The 21,220-nt window shown below is 71.5% G+C and carries 15 protein-coding genes; 6 read left to right on the top strand and 9 right to left on the bottom strand.

The features are described 5' to 3' along the window. Positions 1–212 precede the first annotated feature (212 nt). Positions 213–3,551 carry a serine hydrolase gene (locus FY030_RS06750; RefSeq protein WP_158060839.1) on the top strand — a complete coding sequence of 1,113 codons (3,339 nt, stop codon included), beginning with the start codon at positions 213–215 and terminating at the stop codon, positions 3,549–3,551. 136 nt (positions 3,552–3,687) lie between these two features. Continuing rightward, entirely contained in the window at positions 3,688–4,587 is a 900-nt protein-coding gene (locus FY030_RS06745; protein WP_158060838.1) for an aldose-1-epimerase, read from the top strand. 103 nt (positions 4,588–4,690) lie between these two features. On the opposite strand, the gene FY030_RS06740 is transcribed toward FY030_RS06745, so the two are convergent. Beyond that, positions 4,691–5,899, bottom strand: a complete 1,209-nt coding sequence (locus tag FY030_RS06740) for an ROK family transcriptional regulator (protein ID WP_158060837.1) — start codon at positions 5,897–5,899, stop codon at positions 4,691–4,693. A gap of 54 nt (positions 5,900–5,953) precedes the next feature. Here FY030_RS06740 and FY030_RS06735 point away from each other — a divergent pair, with 54 nt between their 5' ends. Further along, the gene (locus FY030_RS06735) at positions 5,954–6,979 is read left to right on the top strand and encodes a LacI family DNA-binding transcriptional regulator (RefSeq protein WP_158060836.1); all 1,026 of its coding nucleotides are present in this window, start codon (positions 5,954–5,956) and stop codon (positions 6,977–6,979) included. 73 nt (positions 6,980–7,052) lie between these two features. On the opposite strand, the gene FY030_RS06730 is transcribed toward FY030_RS06735, so the two are convergent. The 4 genes from FY030_RS06730 to FY030_RS06715 all read right to left on the bottom strand — a co-directional run bounded on the left by FY030_RS06730 (position 7,053) and on the right by FY030_RS06715 (position 12,642). Further along, positions 7,053–9,353 (bottom strand): beta-xylosidase/alpha-l-arabinosidase, encoded by a 2,301-nt coding sequence (locus FY030_RS06730; RefSeq protein WP_158060835.1) that lies wholly within the window; start codon positions 9,351–9,353, stop codon positions 7,053–7,055. Positions 9,354–9,417: 64 nt separating this feature from the next. After that, on the bottom strand, positions 9,418–10,353 hold the full coding sequence (locus FY030_RS06725; protein ID WP_158060834.1) for a carbohydrate ABC transporter permease: 936 nt from the start codon (positions 10,351–10,353) through the stop codon (positions 9,418–9,420). Next, positions 10,350–11,330 (bottom strand): carbohydrate ABC transporter permease, encoded by a 981-nt coding sequence (locus tag FY030_RS06720; protein ID WP_158060833.1) that lies wholly within the window; start codon positions 11,328–11,330, stop codon positions 10,350–10,352. Before FY030_RS06720 ends, FY030_RS06725 begins: the two co-directional genes overlap by 4 nt. A 10-nt stretch (positions 11,331–11,340) precedes the next feature. Continuing rightward, positions 11,341–12,642 (bottom strand): ABC transporter substrate-binding protein, encoded by a 1,302-nt coding sequence (locus tag FY030_RS06715; RefSeq protein WP_158060832.1) that lies wholly within the window; start codon positions 12,640–12,642, stop codon positions 11,341–11,343. A gap of 164 nt (positions 12,643–12,806) precedes the next feature. Here FY030_RS06715 and xylA point away from each other — a divergent pair, with 164 nt between their 5' ends. Both xylA and FY030_RS17310 read left to right on the top strand, forming a co-directional pair. Further along, the gene (xylA, locus tag FY030_RS06710; RefSeq protein WP_158060831.1) at positions 12,807–14,006 is read left to right on the top strand and encodes a xylose isomerase; all 1,200 of its coding nucleotides are present in this window, start codon (positions 12,807–12,809) and stop codon (positions 14,004–14,006) included. Beyond that, a complete protein-coding gene (locus tag FY030_RS17310; protein WP_158062689.1) occupies positions 14,003–14,365 on the top strand; it encodes an FGGY family carbohydrate kinase in 363 nt (120 codons plus the stop codon). Before xylA ends, FY030_RS17310 begins: the two co-directional genes overlap by 4 nt. Positions 14,366–14,566: 201 nt before the next feature. Here FY030_RS17310 and FY030_RS06700 read toward each other — a convergent pair whose 3' ends face one another. Continuing rightward, the gene (locus FY030_RS06700) at positions 14,567–16,000 is read right to left on the bottom strand and encodes an MFS transporter (protein ID WP_238348595.1); all 1,434 of its coding nucleotides are present in this window, start codon (positions 15,998–16,000) and stop codon (positions 14,567–14,569) included. Positions 16,001–16,069: 69 nt separating this feature from the next. Next, positions 16,070–17,215 carry a serine hydrolase domain-containing protein gene (locus tag FY030_RS06695; protein WP_158060830.1) on the bottom strand — a complete coding sequence of 382 codons (1,146 nt, stop codon included), beginning with the start codon at positions 17,213–17,215 and terminating at the stop codon, positions 16,070–16,072. A 162-nt stretch (positions 17,216–17,377) separates the two neighbouring features. On the opposite strand from FY030_RS06695, the gene FY030_RS06690 reads away from it, so the two are divergent. Continuing rightward, complete coding sequence (locus FY030_RS06690; protein ID WP_158060829.1) at positions 17,378–19,795, top strand: cell wall-binding repeat-containing protein; 2,418 nt, start codon at positions 17,378–17,380, stop codon at positions 19,793–19,795. Between the two features lie 48 nt (positions 19,796–19,843). On the opposite strand, the gene FY030_RS06685 is transcribed toward FY030_RS06690, so the two are convergent. Both FY030_RS06685 and FY030_RS06680 read right to left on the bottom strand, forming a co-directional pair. Next, a complete protein-coding gene (locus tag FY030_RS06685) occupies positions 19,844–20,860 on the bottom strand; it encodes a serine hydrolase domain-containing protein (RefSeq protein WP_238348594.1) in 1,017 nt (338 codons plus the stop codon). Further along, a complete protein-coding gene (locus tag FY030_RS06680) occupies positions 20,857–21,054 on the bottom strand; it encodes a hypothetical protein (protein ID WP_158060828.1) in 198 nt (65 codons plus the stop codon). The genes FY030_RS06685 and FY030_RS06680 overlap by 4 nt, the downstream gene beginning before the upstream one ends. Positions 21,055–21,220: the final 166 nt, after the last annotated feature.

The following is a 21,220-nucleotide window of genomic DNA, read 5'->3' as shown; positions in this document are numbered from 1 at the left end:
GGGGTCGATGCCCTTGGCGTCGGTGTCGATTTCGCTGCGCATGTCGGCATCCTTCCTCGGGGTCGTCCCCAGGCTAGGTCGGGGTGGCCGGGCTGCGCGGTGGCCGGCTACACCAACCGCCGCGGCCCACTTCGTCCGTTTTGACGAAGTCCGGCCCGCGCCGCAGGTGCGACGCTGCCCGTGGACCGGACGCCCACGACCGAGGAGACACCATGCCCCGCCCCCCGCAGATCGAGGATCTCTACGCCGTCGTCAAGCCGCAGCAGCCGGCCATCGCGCCGGACGGCGGCCGGGTCGTCTACGTCCGCACGAGCGTGCTGCGCGAGGAGGACCGTCCCCACAGTGAGCTGTGGGAGGTCGGCACCGACGGGTCATCGCCACGTCGGCTGACCTCCGGCCCGGCCGACAGCTCCCCGGTCTTCTCCCCCGACGGCTCCCAGGTCGCCTTCCTGCGCGCCGCGGACGGCCCGCCCCAAATCTGGCTCCTGCCCTGCGCCGGAGGTGATGCCCGCCAGCTGACGCATCTGGAGTGGGGGGCTGGGGAGCCGGTATGGAGCCCGGACGCCGCGCACATCGCGTTCAGCGCCGCGGTCTCCCCGGTGGGCCTGGCGCCGGGCGAGACGGCGTCGGCTCCCGTCGTGGCGCGCGACCTCTTCTACCAGGCCGACGGGGCCGGTTTCATCGGCGGTGTCCGGCAGCACGTGCATACCGTGCAGGTCGCCACCGGTGAGGTGACCCAGCTGACCTCCGGCGAGCTGCACGCCAACGCCCCTGTCTGGGCACCCGACGGTCGGTCCGTCGTCTTCGCCACCGGCGTGGGCCCCGACAACGACATGACGATGACGACCACCGCGCACGTCGTCGGCCTCGACCGCGCCGGTGAGGCCCACCAACTGCCCGGTATCGACCGCGCCTACGAGGTGCCGGTGGCGTTCTCCCCCGGTGGGCAGCTGCTGTGCCTGGGCTCGGCCGAACCGGGCAGCGGCCACGCCGAGCTGTGGCTGCGCAGCCTGGACGGGACGGGACGGCAGGACCTCACCGCGTCGATCGACCGCAACGTCATGGCCGGCGCCCCCGGATACCCCGGCGCCACCCCGGCGATGCTCACCGAGGCGGACCTGCTGGTCTGCTTCCGAGACCGGGGGTACACCCACCTCTACCGGCTGCGCGAGGGGCAGGAGCCCGAGGTGGTCATCGGGGGCACCACGACCGTGGCCGGGATGTCGCTGACCCCTGACGGGCAGCGGGCCGCCCTGGTCCTCGCCACGCCGGAGAGCTTCGGTGAGGTCGCCCTGCTGGACCTCGCCACGGGCAAGGTCCAGGAGCTGACGGACCACCGCGCGGCCCTGCTGGCCGATCTGGACTGGGTGACGCCGCAGGAGCGGACGTTCACCGCACCCGACGGGACCGAGATCCACGGCTGGCTCCTGCGCCGCCCGGACGTCGACGGGGCCGGGCCCCTGCTGCTGGACATCCACGGCGGGCCGCACAATGCGTGGTCGGGCGCTGCAGACGCCGAGCACCTGTACCACCAGGTGCTGGCCGCCGCGGGCTGGGGCGTGCTGCTGCTCAACCCGCGCGGCAGCGACGGCTACGGCGAGGCCTTCTACACCGCAGCCGTCGGCAGCTGGGGCGTCGCGGACGCCGACGACTTCCTCGCACCCCTGGACGCGCTGGTCGCCGAGGGAGTCGCCGACCCGGACCGGCTCGCGGTGACCGGCTACAGCTACGGCGGCTACATGACCTGCTACCTCACCTCACGGGACAACCGCTTCGCCGCCGCCGCGCCCGGGGGCATCGTGTCCGACGGCCGGAGCGTGGCGACGACCTCGGACATGGGCTACTTCCTGGCGCACCTGGAGATGGGTGCCCTGCCGTGGACCGACGGGGAGCACCTGGACCAGTCCTCTCCGATCCACCTGGTCGACCAGGTGCACACCCCGACCCTCATCCTGCAGGGTGCGGATGACGTGCGCTGCCCGGTGAGCGAGGCGCAGCGCTGGTTCGGCTCGCTGCGCACCCGGCACGTGCCCAGCGAGCTGGTGCTCTACCCCGGCGCCGCACACCTGTTCATCCTCAACGGCCGCCCATCCCACCGGGCCGACTACAACCGCCGCATCGTCGACTGGGTGCACCGCCACACCTGCGGGGCCGACCCAGTCGCGCCCGCGCTCGAGGCAGACCACTGGGAGCACCGGCTCTCGGTGTTGGCGGACCGGCACGAGGTGCCGGGCGCGGTGCTTGGCATACTCCGCCTCGGAGCCGCACCGGACGGGTCGGACGAGGTGGTCGCGGCAGCGCACGGCGTGCTCAGCCGGACAACCGGGCACTCGGTGGGTGCGGACTCCGTCTTCCAGATTGGCTCGATCACCAAGGTGTGGACCGCGACCCTGGTCATGCAGCTGGTCGAGGAGGGCCTGCTCGACCTGGACGCGCCGGTGCGGGACGTGCTGCCCGAGCTGCGGCTCGCGGACGAGGACGTGGCCGCGCGAGTCACCCTGCGTCACCTGCTGACACACACCAGCGGCATCGACGGCGACATCTTCACCGACACCGGCCGGGGTGACGACTGCCTCGAGCGGTACGTCGCGGGGCTGGCCGGCGCCGCCCAGCTGCACCCGCTCGGGGAGACATTCTCCTACTGCAACTCCGGCTTTAACCTCGCCGGCCGGGTGGTGGAGAAGGTCACCGGCAAGACGTGGGACACCGTCCTGCGGGAGCGGCTCATCACGCCGCTGGGATTGACCCGCACCGGCACCCTGCCAGAGGAGGCGCTGCTCTACGACGCGGCGCTGGGGCACGAACGCGGCGAGGACCAGCACGTGCAGCCGGCCTCCGTCTGGGGTATCCCCCGCTCCTCAGGTCCGGCCGGGCTCATCCACGCCCGAGTGCGCGACCTGCTCGAGTTCGCCGCCGCCCACCTCCGCGGCGGTGTGGGCGTCGACGGGACCCGCATCCTGGGGACCGAGCAGGTCCGCGCGATGCAGGAGGAGCAGGTCCGCCTGCCCGGCCGCTACGACCTCGGCGACTCCTGGGGGCTGGGCTGGATCCGTTTCGACTGGAACGGTGAGCGGCTGATCGGCCACGACGGCAACACCATCGGCCAGTCCGCCTTCCTGCGGGTGCTGCCCCGGGCCGGTGTCGTCGTCGCCCTCCTGACCAACGGCGGCAACACGGCCGACCTCTTCCGCTCCCTCTACGGTGAGATCTTCCACGAGCTGGCCGACGTCGAGCTGCCCGCGGCCCTGCGGCCCCGGACGGGCGAGGTGAACCTGGCTGATGCCTCCGGGACCTACGAGCGCGGTGCGGAGCGGATCGAGATCCACCAGGTCGACGGGGCGCGCACGCTCACCTCGACCGACCGGCACCCGCTGACCGAGGAGCGCGACCCAGTGCAGGCCTTCGAGCTGCACCCCTTCGACGAGCGCACCGCCCTCATCCAGGCACCGGCTCAGCAGACCTGGGCCCCGGTGACGTTCTACCGGGCGGCCGGTCGTCGCTACGTCCACCATCACCTGCGGGCCACGCCGGAGGTGGTGAACGAGGGATAGAGCGTCGGCGTCGTCCTCCGTCGCCGCACGGGCGGGGGACCACCTCGCCGACGGACCGGTCTGCCCCGCCCGGCTGTGGCAGGGCCTCCGCCTGGCGCGCTCCTAGACTGATCACCCGCCCGCGAGAGGAACCACCATGACTGTCCACGGCACCGTGCTCACCCTCCAGACCGGTGACTACAGCGCGCAGGTCGGCCAGGTGGGGGCCACCCTGCTCTCGCTCACCCACCGAGGCCACCACCTCGTGGACCCCGTCGCCGCGGACCAACTGGACGACGCCTGGCGTGGCCGCACCCTGGTCCCTTGGCCGAACCGGGTGGTCGGCGGGCGGTATGCGGTGGAGGGCACCTCATACGAGTTGCCGGTGAACGAGCACGAGACCGGCGCGGCGCTGCACGGCCTGGCCGCGTTCCAGCGCTGGGACCTCGTTGAGCACACCACCACCAGCGTCACCTGGGCCCTGGAGCTGCCGCCGTCCTACGGTTACCCGTTCCAGGTGCGCTGCCAGACCACCTACACCCTGGGCGAGGACGGGTTGGGCCTGAGCATCGAAGGCACGAACATCGGCAGCGCCGCAGCCCCGTTTGGAGCCGCCACCCACCCCTACCTGACCTGCGCCGGGCGCTCGGTCGACGAATGCCGGCTGAGCCTGCCCGCCGGCGCCGTGCTGCTCGCTGACGACAACTCCTCCCCCACCGAGCTGATGCCCGTGGCCGACGCCGACCTTGACCTCTCCGGGGACCTCTCCGGGCCCATCCCCTTGGCGGGGCTGGAGGTGGACCATGCGTTCACCGACCTCCCGGCCACCTGGGCAGTCGAGCTCACCCATCCCGACGCACCTGGGGTCAGGGTGGACAGCGACGCCCCGTGGGTGCAGCTCTACACCGGTGACCGCATCGGCCGCGTGGCCGCCGCGGTGGAGCCGATGACCTGCCCACCGGACGCCTACAACCGCGAGCCCGACGCCGTCTTGCTGTTGCCAGGTGAGACCCGCACCCTCTCGCTGCGGATCAGCGCGCTGGCCCCGCAGTCCTGAGCCGCCCCGCGACGCCTCGGCACCAGCCGCTCGCTCCGGTTCCCCCTGCGCAGTCGCTCAGAGTGAGGTCGCCGAGCATGGTCTTCCCAGAAAGTCCTGGAGCTCAGGGGGTCAGGAAGCGCGCAGGGCGGGTGACGACGTCGCTCAGCGGCAGCAGCGCCCCGCCCGTGGCACCGGCGACGTCATCGGCGTCGCGCACCACCTCCAGCGGCATCCAGGCCGCGGCCATCACCCGGGACCGCACGCGCTCCTGCACCGTGGGGGCGATCCGCTCGGCGAGGTCGCCGATCTCGCCGCCCAGCACGACCGTCGGCACGTCGAGCAGGTTGAGCACACCGGCCAGCACCACCCCAAGAGCCTCCGCCGCCAGATCGATGGCCGCGCGGCTCGCCTGGTGCCCTTCCTCGGCACGCCTGCCGAGCTCGGCCAGCGTGGTGGCTGGGGGCAGACCGGCGCGGTGGGTCATGGCCAGCCGCCCGGCATACCTCTCCAGGCACCCGTCCGACCCGCAGGGACACGGCTCCTCCCCCGGGCGGAAGGGCAGGTGCCCGATCTCGCCGGCGAAGCCGTGCAGGCCGGTCTGAACCCGGGAGTCGGTCACGACCGCCCCGCCGATCCCGATCTCGCCGGAGACGTAGACGAAGTGGCTGTGCCGGCCGGACCGTCCGGGGGCCGGCTGGGCGAAGGCGTGCGCCGCGAGGTTGGCCTCGTTGCCCTGGCTGAGGGGTATGCCGGGCAACTGCCCCCGCAGCCCCTCGGCGGGGTTCACGTCGCGCCAGTCAAGGTTGGGCGCGCGCAGGAGCCGCTCACCCGCGCCGTCCACCACACCGGGCAGGGCCATCCCGGCCCCGATGACCCGGCCACCCTCCGGCAGGTCCGCCAAGACCTCCGTGAGGTGACCGGCGAGCAGCGAGAACGCCTCCTCGGGTCGGGAGCCGACGAGGTCGGGCTCGGAGCGGGACTCGGCAACCACCTGACCACGCAGGTCGATCAAGCGCGCGGCCACGTGCGCGGCGTTCACCTGCAGACCGACGGCGCAAACCCGGCGGGTAGGGCGCAGGGGCGTAGGTGGCCGCCCCGGGCCAGCGAGCCTGGCCTGACCCTCGTCGACCAGACCGCCCGCGACCAACTCGTCGACCAGTCGGGAGACGGTGGAGCGGGTCAGCCCTGTCGACGCGGCGACCCCAGCCCGCGACAGCGGCTCCGGGGCTGCGCACACGGTGTGCATCACGACCCCGAGGTTCGCCTCCCGCACCGAGGACTGGTGGGCCAGGACGACACCGGGCCCGGCCGGAGTGGGGACGAGGGGCATGGCCCCAGGCTACGGCCTCCCTGTAGGGCGGCCTGAGCAGCGATAATGGGCGGCATGATGACGCACGGGCGGATCCGGATGGAGGACGTCGCACGCCGGGCCGGCGTCTCGGTCGCGACCGTCTCCAAGGTGGTCAACGGTCGTTACGGCGTGGCCGCGAGCACCACTACCCGGGTCCATGAGGTCATCGCCGAGCTGGGTTACGAGACCAACCTGGGCGCCCGTGCCCTGCGCAGCTCGCGCACCGGCATCCTCGGGGTGTTGGTCGCCGAGTTCGAGCCGTTCAGCACCCAATTGCTCAAGGGCGTCTCCAGTGCGATGGCCACGTCGGACTACGAGCTGCTCGCCTTCGCCGGCGCCATCCACGGTGAGACGGTGGGGTGGGAGCGGCGCTCCCTGCGCCGCCTGGGGGGCACCCTGGTCGACGGGGCCATCATCGTCACCCCCACCGTCATCGAGCCGGGCGCCGCAGTGCCGGTCGTGGCCATCGACCCGCACACCGGCAACGGCGACGTGCCCACCGTCGACTCCGACAACGTCGGCGGCGCCAGGACAGCGATTGAGCACTTGATCTCGTTGGGACACACCAGGATCGGGATGATCCGTGGCCGTGAGGACCTCGAGTCCGCGCGACTGCGGGAGAAGGGTTTCCGGCAGGCGATGGCCGCCGCGGGGATCGAGGTGGACGAGACGCTGCTGGCCACCGGCTCCTACCGGGCCGAGTCCGCGGTCACCCCCGCCCGCCTGCTGCTGGACCGGCGCGACCGGCCCACCGCGATCTTCGCCGCCAACGACCTGATGGGGATCCGCACCGTCGAGGTCGCCCGATCACGCGGCCTGCGCGTCCCCGAGGACGTTTCGGTCATCGGCTTCGACAATGTCCCCGAGTCCGCCCTGGCGCAGCCGGCTCTCACCACCGTGGCGCAGCCGCTGGCCGAGCTCGGCCGCACCGCCCTGGACATGCTGCTCACCCTCCTGGCCGGGCAGAACCTGGAGCAGACCCATGTCCGCCTGGACACGACGCTGGTCGAACGGGCCTCGACGGCACCGCCCACGACCGACTCCGCCTCGCCCGCCTGACCGAGCCGGGCGCCGACCTGTCGGACCTCGGCGCGCCGCGCCGCGCCCCGGCACGACCCGGGTTCAGCCGGGCTCAGCCGTGGATGCTGATCGCGACGGCGGTCCGCCGGGGCTCGTGCAGGCCCACCTCGTGCACGCCGCCCTCCAGGGTGATTGTCCGCACCATGTTGCGGTCGGCTACCGAGTCACCTGCCCAGATCTCGAACTCGCCGGGCTCGACGACGCGCCGGCGGTCGCGGCCGGTGAAGGACAGGCGGGTGGGCGGCACGCTGAAGGTCAGGACACGGGATTGTCCCGGGTCGAGCGTGACGCGGGCGTAGCCGACCAGCTGGGCGACCGGCCGGGTCACGGACGCGACCAGGTCGCGGGCGTAGAGCTGGATGACGTCGTCCCCCGCTCGCTCGCCGGTGTTGGTGACCCGGACCTGCGCTTCCACGGCCTCCGCGGTCGAGCCGGCGCGAACCTCCAGGTCGCCTACCTCGAAGGTGGTGTAGGACAGGCCGTGGCCGAAGGGCAGGGCGGGGCGGCTGGAGAGGTTGGTGACGTCACTGTCCCCGCCCAGGGGCGGGTGCAGGTAGGTGTAGGGCTGGCTGCCGGCGGAGCGGGGCAGGCTGACCGGCAGGTGGCCGGAGGGGTTGACCCGCCCGGAGACGACCCCGGCGATAGCGCCTGCGCCCTCCTCGCCGGGGAAGAACGCCTGCACGACCGCCGAGCACGCCTCCAACGCCCAGTCCACCGCATACGGGCGTCCGGTGAGCAGGACGAGCACCACGGGGGTCCCCGTGGCCAGGACCGCCTCGACGAGCTGCCGCTGCACACCGGGAAGCTCCAGGTCGTCCCGGTCGCACCCCTCCCCGGAGGTCGCGCGGCCGAAGAGACCTGAGGAGTCCCCGACGACGACGACCGCAACCTCGGCCCCCCGCGCCGCAGCCACCGCCTCCTCGATATCGGACGCATCCTCGGAGTCGACCTCGCAGCCGCGCACGTGCTGGAGCACCGCCCCGGGCCACTCCGCGGCCAGCGCCTCGTGCACCGTCGGCGCGACAATCCCCGCGTCCACCTCGGGGTGCTGCGCGATGACATGGTTGATGAAGGAGTAGCAGCCGAAGAGCGCCTCCAGGCGGTCGGCGTTGGGCCCGATGACCGCGATCCGCGAAGGGTCCGTCAGCGGCAGGGTCCCGTCGTTCGCCAGCAGCACGACCGACTCCTGCGCCAGCCGCCGCGCCGCCGCCCGGTGCCGCGGCCCGTCCAGGTCGACCTGCGTGGGCGGCTCGTCCTCGAAGGTGGCGCCCAGCAGCCCCAGCTCGGCCTTTTGCTCCAGCGCCCGGGTGCACGCCCGGTCGACCAGCGCCTCGTCCACCGCGCCGGAGCGGACCGCGGCCGCCAGGGGGGCCAGGTAGGCGTCCCCGGTCGGCAGCTCGATGTCCACGCCGGCCAACAGCGCCTGCCCGGCCGCCTCCCCCAGGTCGGCGGCGACCCGGTGCAGGACGTGCAGGAAGGCGACGCCGAAGTAGTCGGCCACGACCGTGCCGGCGAAACCCCACCGCTCGCGCAGCACCCCGGTCAGCAGGTCCGCGTCGGCGGCGACGGGGACACCGTCGACCTCGGTGTAGGAGTGCATGACCGACCGCGCCCCTCCCTCGACCAGCGCCATCTCGAAGGGCACCATGAGCACGTCCTCGAGCTCGCGCGGCCCGGCGTGCACGGGGGCGAAGTTGCGGCCGGCCTGCGAGGCGGAGTAGCCGACGAAGTGTTTGAGCGTCGCGTGCACCCCCTGCTCCTGCAGGCCCTCGACGTAGGCGGTGCCGATCGTGGCGACCAGGTAGGGGTCCTCGGAGATCGCCTCCTCTACCCGCCCCCAGCGCGGGTCGCGGACCACGTCGAGCACCGGCGCCAGGCCCTGATGGACCCCGAGCTGGCGCATCGTCTCACCGACGAGACCGGCTACCTCGCCCACCAGGTCCGGGTCGAAGGAGGCCCCCCAGGCCAGCGGAGTCGGGTAGGTCGCGGCCCTCCACGCCGACAGCCCGGTCAGGCACTCCTCGTGCACCAGCGCGGGTATGCCGTGCTGCGTCGAGCCGACCAACCAGCGTTGGAAGTCCCACAGCCACCGGGCCCGCTCCACCGGGTCCACAGGACGCGTGCCGTAGACCCGGGTGAGGTGGCCCAGCCCCTGTGCAGCCACGTCATACAGTCCCTGGGCCTCGACGAAGGCGCCCTGCAACGGGGCAACCGCCTCCCCGTCCCCCTTGTCCCAGAACCCCACGATCTGGGCCAGCTTCTCCTCCAGGCTCATCGCGGCGAGCAGCTCGGCCACGTCCGTGGGCGGCGGGGCGTGCTGGAGCGGCACAGCGGCGCTGGAGGTCTGGGTCATGACGGGTGCCTTTCGGGACGATGGGGCGAGCCGGCGGCTCGGGCGGGCGCGACGGTCGAGCAGGTCAGCCCTTGACCGCTCCTTGAAGCCCGTTGACGATGCGCTTTTGCATCGCGAGGAAGAAGATGAGCGCCGGGACCATCGCCAGGGTGGTGAAGGCGAAGACGCCCGCGGTGTCGGAGGAGTACTGCGAGGAGAAGTCGGCCACACCCAACGGCAAGGTCTTCATGTCCCCGCGCAGCAGGAGCAGCGGCAGGAGGTAGGCATTCCAGGAGCCGACGAAGGCCAACACGCCGACGGTGATGGCGCCCGGTGCCGACAGCGGCAGCAGCACCCGCCAGAAGAACTGCATCCGGGAGGCGCCGTCCATGATCGCCGCCTCCTCCATCTCCCGTGGGATCGCCATCAGGAACGGCCGCAGGATGACGATGGTCATCGGCAGCGCGAACGCCGCCTGCGGCAGCGCGACGCCCCACCAGGTGTTGCCCATCGACAGGTCACGGGTGACCAGGATGAACAGCGGGATGATCGCCACGGTCGCCGGGAAGAGCAGGCCGACGACGAAGACCATGAACAGCGGCTCCCGCCAGCGGAACTGGTAGCGCGCCAGCGGGTAGGCCGCCATCAGCCCGGCGACCACGGTGACCACGGTGGTGATGACGGCGATCGCGAGCGAGTTGACCGCATAGGTCCAGAAGGTGCTGCCGGTGATCACCCGGCGGTAGTTGTCCAGCACCCACGGGTCCGGCAGGCCGGCCGGGTCGGCGGCCAGCTGGGCGTTGCTGCGAAAGCCGCCGAGCACGGCATACAGGACCGGGCCCAGGGTGAGCGCGACGACGATCAGCGCCGCCAGGTAGACCAGCACCCCGCCGTCGCGGCGGCCGCTGCCCTCCTTGGGCCGACGGGACCGCGGCGGGAGGCTCTGCCCTCCGCTGAGCCGCAGCGCGGCCGGGTCGTTGAGCTCCGAAGAGGATGTCTGGACTCTCGTCGTGGTGCTCATCGGACCCCCCGCAGGACGTCGGCGCCGGAGGTGTCCCGGCGCAGCACGAAGCGTTGGTAGAGGACGGCCATGGTGAGGGCGATGACGAAGAGCACGACCGAGGCGGCGGAGGCGATGCCGTAGTTCTGCCGCTTGGTGCCCTCGTTGACCAGGAAGGTCGCCATCGTCGTGGTGGCGTTGGCCGGTCCGCCACCGGTGAGGATCCAGACCATGTCGAAGAGCTGCAGGGAGCCGATCATCGACAGGAAGGCCCAGGTCCGGATGGTGGGGCCGAGCAGCGGGATGGTCACCCGCCGCTGGATCTGCCACCACGAGGCACCGTCGATCTGGGCGGCCTCGGTCAGCTCGTCCGGCACCCCCTGCAGCCCGGCCAGGAAGAGGAGCACCGCCAGCCCCACATACTTCCAGGTCAGCACCACCATGAGGGTGGGCATGGCCAACTCGGGAGTGCCGAGGAAGCCTTGGTATGGCCCGTCGAGCCCGACCGTGCCGAGCAAGGTCTCCACGACGCCCCGGCCCGGCTGCAGCAGCTGGAACCAGACGACGCCGGCGATGACCTCGGCCAGCACGTAGGGGACGAAGATGATCGTGCGCAGCAGCCCGCGACCACGGATGCGCCGGTTGAGCAGCAGCGCGATCGCCAGTCCGAGAGGCAGCTGGATGAGGATCGAGGCGACGACGATGAACAGGTTGTGGCCGACGGCGCCGCGGAAGACCTCATTGCTCAGGACGCTGACGTAGTTCTGCAGGCCGACGAAGTCGACAAGCGGGCCGAAACCCTTCCAACGGTAGAGCGAGAACTGGACCGCGCGCGCGATCGGCACGACGACGAAGAGGCCGAAGATCACCAGGGCCGGGGCGGTGAAGAGCAGGATCTCCCCGGCCATCCGCCAGTCGCGCCGCCGGCCCACCGGCCGCGCGGCGCGGCCGGTGGGCTGGGTCGAGGCGTCCCTGGGGGGGACCGACAGGCTGGTCATCGCGGGCAGCTCAGCCCTCGGCGTCGGCCGCGGCCTGGGTGGCGTCGACGATGTCCTGGGGGCTGGCCTGCCCGGCGAACATGAGCTCGATCGAGTCGTTCATCGCGCCGCCGACGGACTGGCCGAATGCGGTGTCGAAGTAGAGCTGTACGTAGGGGGCGCTGTCCCGCACCTGGATCAGGCCCGCCAGGGCCGGGTCGGCCACCGCGTCGGTGGCGTCGGGGTTGGTCGGCAGCCCCATGTCGCGCTCGGCGAAGCCGCGCTGGACCTCCTCGGAGAGCAGGTACTTCACGAACTCCACGGCCTCCGGGGGCGCGTCGGCCGCGACGCCCCAGGCGTCACCGCCACCGAGCTGGGCCTCGGGGTCACCCTGGCCGCCTTCGACCTGCGGGAAGGGGAACCAGCCCAGTTTGTCGCCCAGCCCCTCGCCATCCTCGGTCAGTCCCGCCATGACGCCCGGCTCCCAGTGTCCCTGCATCTCCATCGCCACCTGCTCGGTCGCGAGCAGGCCGGAGGCGCTGGACGGGCCGGACTGCGCCGGGGTGGACAAGAAGCCGCGGTTGAACGGCTCGGCGTCAATCAACCTCTCTACCTCCTCGCCGGCCGTGATGAAGCACTGGTCGGAGAAGTCCAAGGACTGTACGGCGTCGGTCAGCGTCTCCTCAGCGCAGTGGCGCAGGGAGAACTGGTACCAGTAGTGCGCCGCCGGCCAGCCGTCGCCCGCGCCGACCGAGATCGGCTCCATCCCGGCCGCCTTGACCTGGTCGATCACGTCATACATCTCGTCCCAGGTGGTCGGGGTCTCGGTCACGCCGGCCTCCTCGAACATCTCGGTGTTGTACCAGAACCCGACGACGCCGATCGAGAACGGCAGGGCGTAGACCCGGTCATCGACCGTCCAGCCCTGCACGGTGCCGCCGAGCATCTCGATCTCCTCGGCGGCCACCTCGGTGAGGTCCATGGTCAGGTCGGCCGCGACATGGTCCGCGAGCTCGCCGCCGCCTCGCTCCATGTAGACGTCCGGGGCGTCGCCGGCCTGGAAGGCCGCATCGAGCTGGGTCAGCATGTCCTCGTGCTGCATGGCCTCGATCTGGATGGTCACGTCCGGGCTGTCGTCCTGGAAGTCCTCGGCGACCTGCTGGTAGTACTCCAGCCCTTCGCCGGTGTTGGAGTTGTGCCACCAGGTGATGGTCACGTTGTCCCCGTCGGACGCCCCCTGGCCACCTTCGCCCTCATCACCGGTGCCGCACGCGGCAAGGGTGAGGACGAGGCTGCCCGAGGCCATCAGGCTCAGTGCGCGGATGGTGGTCATGGTCGTGCTCCTCGGCGTTGAGTGAGAGTCGATGGACCCGAATGTGCCAGTAAGTTGCGCCGCATGTCAATCGTTATCGATAACGATTTCAACGCCATCTGATCAGGCTTGCGGGCGAGTCTATGACCAGATAGTTTTGCCCCACAACCAACTCAGGAGGTCTCGTGCCGTCACCCACCCCATCCGCACCCATTCAGTTCACCTTTGGCCTCTGGACCGTCGGCTGGTCGGCCCAGGACCCGTTCGGGGACGCGACCCGGGCGCCGATCGACCCGGTGGAGTCGGTCCACCGCCTCGCCGAGCTGGGCGCCGCCGGGGTGACCTTCCACGACGACGACCTGGTCCCATTCGGCGCCAGCGCGAGCCAGCGCGACACCATCATTGCCCGCTTCCGGGCGGCGCTGGAGGCGACCGGCCTGACCGTCCCCATGGTGACGACCAACACCTTCACCCACCCGGTCTTCAAGGACGGCGCGCTGACCAGCAACGACCGCGGAGTCCGGCGGCTGGCGCTGCGCAAGGTGCTGCGTCACGTCGAGCTGGGGGCCGAGCTGGGGGCCAGCACCTTCGTCATGTGGGGCGGGCGCGAGGGCACGGAGTATGACGGCGCGAAGGACCACAAGGCCGCCCTCGACCGTTACGCGGAGGGCCTGGACAGCGTCGCCGCCTTCATCAAGGACCGAGGTTATGCGATGCGCATTGCCCTGGAGCCCAAGCCCAACGAGCCCCGCGGGGACATCCTGCTGCCGACGGTCGGCCACGCGCTGGGCTTCATCGCCATGCTCGAGCACGGCGACATCGTCGGCCTCAACCCTGAGGTCGGGCACGAGCAGATGTCCGGCCTCAACTTCACCGCCGGCATCGCCCAGGCCCTGTGGCAGGACAAGCTCTTCCACATCGACCTCAACGGCCAGCACGGTCCGCGCTTTGACCAGGACCTCGTCTTCGGTCACGGCGACCTACTCTCGGCATTCTTCACGGTGGACCTGTTGGAGAACGGCTTCCCCGGCGGCGGTCCCCGCTACGAGGGGCCGCGCCACTTCGACTACAAACCCTCTCGGACCGAGGACCTGCAGGGGGTCTGGCGCTCGGCCGCCGCCAACATGGAGACCTACTCCCTGCTGGCTGAGCGGGCCCGCGCCTTCCGCGCCGATCCCGAGGTTCAGGAGGCCATGCGCGCCTCCGGCCTGGACGAGCTCGCTGTCCCGACCCTGGCCGAGGGTGAGACCGTGGCTTCCCTGCTGGAGACCGAGGGTGACCTCGGCGTGGCGATCGAGGAGGAGGCCGACCGACTCGCGGCGCGGGGGTACGGCCACGTGCACCTCAACCAACTCGCGCTGCGCCACGTGCTCGGCGCCGCCTGAGCGATGGCCCTCGTGCCGGGGATCGACTGGCCTGGCTGCGTGAGCACGAGCCTGAGCTGGCCGACCGGACCGCCGCCGTCGCACTCCCCCACGACTGGCTCACCTGGCGGCTCCGCGGGACCGGGGCGCTCGAGGAGCTCGTCACCGACCGCTCGGACGCGTCCGGCACCGGCTACTGGAGCCCTCCGACCGGCGCCTACCTGCCCGACGTGGTGCGGGGAGTCTTGGGCCACGACGTCCTGCTCCCCCCGGGTGCTGGGCCCCGCGGAGGTCGGGGGCACGGGAGCCGGGCCGGCGCACGGCATACCCCTGGGACCGGTCGAGTCGATCGCCTGCCGGCTGGCCGATGCCCGGTCTGACGACCGTCGAGCCGGGTCGGTCCGGCCGGGTCGGCACAGACGTGCGGGGGCGGTATGCCGAGGCCCGCGACCTCGTCCTGGCGCAGGTGGGCGCCGGGCCTTGATCGTCGCCGCGGTACCGCGTGCGCAAACGGTGCGTCACACCCGTACTCCCAGACACGCTTGTGACGCATCGTTCCCGCACCTGCGTGCGCGACCGGTTCAGATCCGGTGGTGGGTGTGCTCCTTGACCGGCAGCATCGCCAGGGCGCCGGCGGCGAGGATGAGCACGATGCCGAGGATGCCCCAGTACTGCGTGTTCTCCTCCCCCGTGACCCGGGCGCCGATCCAGATGCCCAGACCGAAGGCCGCGGGCGAGAGGAACGACACGACGCGACCGGTGGTGGCGTAGAGGCCGAAGATCTCCCCGCTCTTGCCCTCCGGGATCAGCCGGGCCAGGAACGAGCGGGAGGCCGCCTGGGCGGGGCCGACGAAGGCGGTCAGGCCTAGACCCGCGATCCAGAAGACTGTCTTGCCGCCGTCGTGCAGGAAGAAGACCACCAGGCCTAGCGCGACCAGGGCGAACAGCGAAATGAGGATGACCTTCTTGGGGCCGATCCAGTCATCGACCAGGCCGAAGAGGATGGTGGAGACACCCGCGACGATATTAGCCGCGGCCCCGAAGATGATCACCTCACCGGCGTTCATCCCGAAGGTGCCGGCCGCCAGCACCGCGCCGAAGGCGAACACCCCTGCCAACCCGTCGCGGAAAAGTGCCGAGGCCAGCAGGAACCACACGGTGTGCCGTGACGTCTTCCACAGCCGTCGCACGGTCCCGAAGAGCAGCTTGTAGGACTGGATGACGCCAACCCGCGGCGCCCGTGGCCTGGGCCGGTCCTTGAGCGCGACCAGTGCGGGAATGGTAAACACCGCGATCCAGATGCCGCACATGAGCATCGAGACCCGGATGTCCATGCCGTCCTCGCCGGTGACGCCGAAGAGACCGACCTCGGGCTGGACGAAGAGGAAGTAGAGCGTGAGTAGCGCGACGATGCCGCCCAGGTAGCCAAAGCCCCAGCCGTAGCCGGAGACCCGGCCGACCGTCGTCGGGGTGGCCACCTGCTCGATGGTGGCGTTGTAGTTGACGCCGGCGATCTCGGAGACGACCGAGCCGATGCCAAGCAGGACCAGCCCCAGGATGAGGTGCTCCGGTGAGGGCTGGACGAAGAAGAGGCTGGCGGCGACGGCGGCCAGGATCCAGGTCTGCCAGCGCAGGTTGCGCACCGTGCGGCCGGACCGGTCGGAGTTCTGCCCCAAGACAGGGGCCAGCACGGCGACGAAGAACCCCGCGATCGCCGTCGACAGCGCCAACATCTGGGAGGTGTGGTTGGTCGAGCCGAAGCTCTCGCTGGTGATGTAGACGGCGAAGACGAAGGTGGTGATCACCGTGTTCCACGGTTGGCTGCCCCAGTCCCAGAACGCCCACGCCGTGATCTTGCGCAGCCCGGCGCCCTCGGACGCCTCCAAGGAGGTCGTCACCTCCTCGGGATCCATCGTTCTCGGACCGACCGGGTCGGCCACCGCGCGTCCAGCGGGGCTGCTGTCGGGCTCGTCGGACCCGTCTGGCCGCGAAAAGTGATCGTCGTCGTTCGTCACGGCCCCACCGTATTGCCCCTGGTGCCGAAACCGGTGCTGACACCCGCAAGGTTCACCGTGCGGTCACCTTCACGGCCACGGCGCCGAGCGGACCGCCTCCCAGAACCGCGTGAGATACACCGGCGGCGCCACCCCGCCCATCCCATGCCGGGTCAGCAGCACTGCGGCGGTCCCCGCCGTCGGGTCGACCCACAGCGAGGTGCCCGTCCCGCCGTCCCAGCCGAAGCGGCCCTGGCCATCCACGGCGGCGCCCAGCCCCCAGCTCAGGCCTGCGTCCAAGAACTCACCAGCCAGCTCGCCCGCCGCTCCGCCCAGGGCCGGGGTAGCCATCGCCCGCACGGACTCAGGCGACACCACACGTCCGCAGGGCCCCAGCCCCAGGTCGAGCAGGAGCTGGCCGAAGACGACCATGTCGGTGACCGTGGACACCAACCCGGTGGACAGGCTGGGGAAGCTCGGGGCTGACAGCAAGGACCGGTCCGCCTCCGGCGCGGCGAGCTGCATACCCCCCTGTTCGTCGGGAAAGAAGAGTGCGGGCACGCGCGACAGCTGGTCCGCACGCAGGGAGTATGTGGTCTCGGCCAGCCCGAGCGGGTCAAGGACCACCTCACGCGGCAGGCCCGCCACCGGGAGACCGGACGCGGCCTCCAGGACGACGGTGAGGGCGTCGTAGGAGGTCTGGTAAAGCCATCCGGCCCCAGGCTGGTGGGCCATGGGCAGTGCGGCGGCCCGTTCCACCCAGGTGCGCTGGTCGACGCCGGGGCAGACCCACGAGGACAGGATCTCCTCACGCGCACTGGCCGCGGCAAGCTCGTCGTCTTCGCCGGCGGTCATGTCGTAGCCCAGCCCGAACCCCATGAGCAGCAGGTCACGCACCGTCACGTCCCGCTCGGCCGGCACGGTGTCGGCCAGCTGCCCGTGACGCTCGCGCAGCACCCGACGGTCCGCCCAGGCCGGCACCCACCGCCGGAGCGGGTCGTCGAGCGCGAGCATTCCGGTGTCGGCCAGGGCAAGCACGGCGACCGTCGCAATCAGTTTGGTGACCGACGACAGGCGCAGGATCGCATCCTGCTCCAGCCCGCCGGCCGAACCGGTGACCACCCGCCGTTCCTCCCGCGGTCCCCAGGCCACCGCCCACACCGCACCGGGCGCGGGAGCGTCTGCCGAGACGCTGTGCATCACCGCGTCCAGCTCCTCCGCGCGATTCTCGGTCATGCGCTCAGGGTAGGCCGACCCGGGCGCGAACTGGTCCGCGCACCCGAACCCATAACTACCGCTGGGTAGCTCATCGCCACCCTTGCCACATCCGTCACTGCTAGCGCATGCTATTCCCGTCGACCCTGTCCCGGTCGCGCCCAGTCCCAGGAGCCCATCATCATGCGTCGCTCGTTGCTTGCCTTCTGCACTGCCCTCGCCCTTGTCCTGACCCCGACGGCAGTCGCCGCCGACGGGGAGGACGCCGCGACCACCACCGCCGTCCCCACGCCCTCACTCGACCAGCAACCCGCACCCGACCAGCAACCCGCACCCGAGGCGGCCCCCGTCCTCGACGACGACGCGCCGGTCCTCGAGGTGGACCAGCGCCATGGTGTCCTGGCGGAGGGCGACGACCTGTTCGGCACGCCCCAGACCGTGGTTGAGAGCGGGATCACCACCCTGCCCGGGCCGCAACCGGGGGCCGAGGTCTACCCGCGGCCGGCCAACGGCATCTACCAGGTGACCGGCGGCGGTTTCGGCCACGGGATCGGGATGTCCCAGTACGGCGCCCACGGCGCGGGGCAGGCGGGGCTCTCGCACGCCCAGATCCTGTCCTTCTACTACCCGGGCACCAACCTGGAGACCCGTTCCACGGGCACCATCCGGATCGGCATCACCATCGACAACGACGGCGTCACCCGCGTGGCCCACCGCCCCGGGCTCGTGGTGAGCAGCACACCGGGCGACACGACATACCCGCTGCCGCCCGGCTACAGCCAGTGGCGGGTCCGCACCACGACCGCGTCTGCGGCCGGGTGCACGCTGCAGGGCCTGGACGCCGGCGGCACGTGGCGCACCGCCTGGCCCTCGGGCATGCCGCAGTCCTGCCCGGTGTCGTTCAGCTCACCGACCGAGGGCTCCGTCGACCTCTACCTACCGAACGGCTCGACGCGCATCTACCGGGGCACGCTGACCGCGACCTTCCGCGGGACGACCAGCCTGCTGACCGTCAACCACCTGCCGATGCAGCACTACCTGCGCTCGGTGACGATGGCCGAGATGCCCGTGTCCTTCCACACCGAGGCGCTCAAGGCGCAGGCAGTAGCGGCCCGGTCCTACGCGCTGCGCGGCGCGGGCGGCACGGCGCACTACGACACCTGCGACACGACCGCCTGCCAGGCCTACCGCGGCATGGGCGCGCGCAACGCCAACGGCACCGTCACCTGGTACGAGCACGCCAACACGACCGCCGCGGTGGGCGCCACGAACGGACAGGTGCTGACCTACGACTTCGGCAGCGGCGTGCCCCAGCTGGCCACCACCATGTACTCCTCCTCCACCGGTGGGCACACCACGGTCGGCGGGCCAGGCCACGGCTACCTCGTGGCCCAGCCGGACCCCTACGACACCGTGGCCAACAACCCGCGCAGCTCCTGGAGCGCGCAGCTGCCCGTGCGCAACCTGGAGCAGCGCTACAACATCCACCGCGTCGAGCGGGTCCAGATCCTGCGCCGGGACGGGCACGGCGAGTGGGGCGGCCGGGTGCTGGACGCCCGGGTCGAGGGTTTCACCGCGGGCGGTCACTACACCTGGGCCTACGCCTCCGGCGGCGGGCTGCAGATGTCTAACCCGTGGCCGGCCAACGCCAACGGGTTGTCCTCGCACTACTTCACCTTCGACCAGAGGGGCAGTGTGGAGCGGATCTTCGGCGATGACCGGTATGGCACCGCGGCCCAGGCCAGCCGCGCGTGGGGCACGAACACCAACGTCGTCTATGTCGTCAACGGCCTGGACTACCCCGACGCGCTGACCGCCGCCGCTCGGGCCGGTGTGTATGACGCACCGGTGCTGCTCACCCGTTCTGACACCATCCCCGGGGCGACCCTGTCCGCGCTGCAGCGCCTCAACCCCGCCCGCGTCGTCGTCGTCGGCGGACCGGAAGCAGTCTCCACGAAGGTGACGCAGGAGCTGCGGAACCTGACCCGCAACCGGGACCTCACCCGTGTGGGGGGCACCAACCGCTACGCGACGGCTGCCGCCGTGGCCTCCTACTATCCGGCCGGACGGGCGCGGGTCTACCTGGCCAGCGGTGAGGACTACCCGGACGCACTGGCCGGCGCGGCCCTGGCCGGGCACGAGAGCATGCCGATGCTGCTGACCCGCCAGGACCGGCTCGACCAGGCCACCATCGACCAGCTGAGCCGGCTGGGCGCGCAGGAGGTCGTCGTGCTCGGCGGCTCCACCGCGGTGTCCGACGCGGTGGCCGAGCAGGCGGCGGGCTACTCCGCCAGCGGCACCTACCGCCGGCTGGCCGGTGGCGACCGCTATGCCACCATGGCCAGGATCGCCGGGCAGTTCCCCGCCGGCCGGACGCCCGCCTACGTCGCCTCCGCGCAGGACTTCCCCGACGCCATCGTCGGCGCGGCCCTCGCCGGTGGTCTGCATGGGGTGCCGATCGTCCTCACCGCCAACGACCGGGTGCGCTCCGCGACCGCTGCGGCGCTGACCCGCCAGAGCCCTCAGGCGATCTACCTGCTGGGCGGCTCGGGCGTGGTGACGGACGCGACGATGGAGCTGCTCTCGCCGTACCTGCGCTGACCGGACGTCTCCTGAGCGGCTACCGAGCCTCCTCCGCGGGCTGGCCGGTCAGCTGGCGAGCAGATCCGCCAGTTCGCCGATGACCGGCCAGGCGCCATCGGAGGTGTTGCCGAGCACGCTGAGGGTCGTGCCGGTGGCCGGGTCGTGGGTGGAGCGGAAGGAGACGCCGGCGTCGGCGCCCTCCATCACCCACAGCGGGGCCGCCTCGTGCAGCCACAGGCCGGCGGCATACCGCAGGCCTTCGTCGGGCACGTCGTGCCGGGGTGTGGTCAGCACCTGCAGCATCTGCTCCCCCACAACCCGCCCGCCGGCCAACGCGCCCCAGAACCGGTGCAGGTCCTCAGCGGTGGAGTAGATGCCGCCGTCCCCGTTGCCGAGGACCGGCAGGTGCAGGACGTTGGTGCGCAGACCGTCGTCGTAGAGGTACCCGAGCGCCGCGTCGCCGGGCAGCTCGTCGCTGCGCAGGAAGCCGGTCGCGCCCAGCCCGGCGCGACGGCAGACCTCGCGGTCGACGTAGGCGTGGTAGGACTCCCCGCTCACCCGCTCCACGACCAGCGCGAGCAGCACGTAGCCGCCATTGCAGTAGGCGAACCGCTGCCCCGGCGCAAAGACCTGATCGACACCGTCGACCACCGGCACGAAGGCCTCGGTCTCGATGAGCGTGTGCACCGGCACCGGTAGCACGTAGTCATCGCTCTCCCAGCCCGCCGACTCGTCCAGGTAGTCGCCCATCCCCGAGGTGTGCGTCAGCAGTTGCTCGACCGTCACGGCGTCGTCGACGAGCGGCAGGTCCTCGCCCAGGAGCGGCCGCACCGGGTCGGTGAGCCGCAGCGCTCCGTCCTCGGCCAGCCGGAGGACCGCGAGCGCGGTGAAGGTCTTGCCGCCGCTGGCCAGCGCGTAGCGGGTGGTGCGGGTATGCGGCACCGCCAGCCCACGGTGCGCGTGGCCGAAGGCGTGGGTCACGGGCTGCTGACCCGGCACGTCCAGGGTGACCAGGCCGCTGAAGCTGCCGCGGTCGGCGGCCGCGGCCAGGGTCTCAACGTCGATCATCGGCACGGTGGTCATGGGAACTCCTGGCGGTTGGGCGGGTCACGGTCCATGGCCGGGAGCGCGCCAGCCTGGACCAGCATTGCGTGCACGGGCGGCCCGCGTCGACCGCTTTTCTGCTCGATGAGCAGGGGCATCCACACCAGGGATCCCTCCTGTGCCCGCGCCTCCTCGACATCGCCCCCGAGCATCCGCAGGTGGGCCAGGTGCAAGACTGGCTGGCCGACAGGGAGGATGAGACATGAGCGGCCAGACATGCCTCGGTCTCGCGGCCGGCATGCACGGGACGTTGCCGGTGGCGCAGACTCCGTGAGCACGGTCACCTCGGACCCGGCCGCCTCACCCCCTGGACCTGCCCCGCCCGGCCGCGGTCGCCGG

The sequence above is a fragment of the Ornithinimicrobium pratense genome, assembly GCF_008843165.1.
Lineage (GTDB): Bacteria > Actinomycetota > Actinomycetes > Actinomycetales > Dermatophilaceae > Ornithinicoccus > Ornithinicoccus pratensis.
Note: the sequence above shows the minus strand (reverse complement) of the source record. Positions and strands in the feature narration are given on the sequence as shown.

Excerpts from the sequence above, each read along its gene's own strand:
- FY030_RS06730 (WP_158060835.1), bottom strand. The coding sequence starts at position 9,353 with ATGACCCAGACCTCCAGCGCCGCTGTGCCGCTCCAGCACGCCCCGCCG.
- FY030_RS06695 (WP_158060830.1), bottom strand. The coding sequence starts at position 17,215 with ATGACCGAGAATCGCGCGGAGGAGCTGGACGCGGTGATGCACAGCGTC.
- FY030_RS06715 (WP_158060832.1), bottom strand. The coding sequence starts at position 12,642 with ATGACCACCATCCGCGCACTGAGCCTGATGGCCTCGGGCAGCCTCGTC.
- FY030_RS06740 (WP_158060837.1), bottom strand. The coding sequence starts at position 5,899 with ATGCCCCTCGTCCCCACTCCGGCCGGGCCCGGTGTCGTCCTGGCCCAC.
- FY030_RS06690 (WP_158060829.1), top strand. The coding sequence starts at position 17,378 with ATGCGTCGCTCGTTGCTTGCCTTCTGCACTGCCCTCGCCCTTGTCCTG.
- FY030_RS06735 (WP_158060836.1), top strand. The coding sequence starts at position 5,954 with ATGATGACGCACGGGCGGATCCGGATGGAGGACGTCGCACGCCGGGCC.
- FY030_RS06745 (WP_158060838.1), top strand. The coding sequence starts at position 3,688 with ATGACTGTCCACGGCACCGTGCTCACCCTCCAGACCGGTGACTACAGC.
- FY030_RS06750 (WP_158060839.1), top strand. The coding sequence starts at position 213 with ATGCCCCGCCCCCCGCAGATCGAGGATCTCTACGCCGTCGTCAAGCCG.
- FY030_RS06725 (WP_158060834.1), bottom strand. The coding sequence starts at position 10,353 with ATGAGCACCACGACGAGAGTCCAGACATCCTCTTCGGAGCTCAACGAC.
- FY030_RS06685 (WP_238348594.1), bottom strand. The coding sequence starts at position 20,860 with ATGACCACCGTGCCGATGATCGACGTTGAGACCCTGGCCGCGGCCGCC.
- FY030_RS06720 (WP_158060833.1), bottom strand. The coding sequence starts at position 11,330 with ATGACCAGCCTGTCGGTCCCCCCCAGGGACGCCTCGACCCAGCCCACC.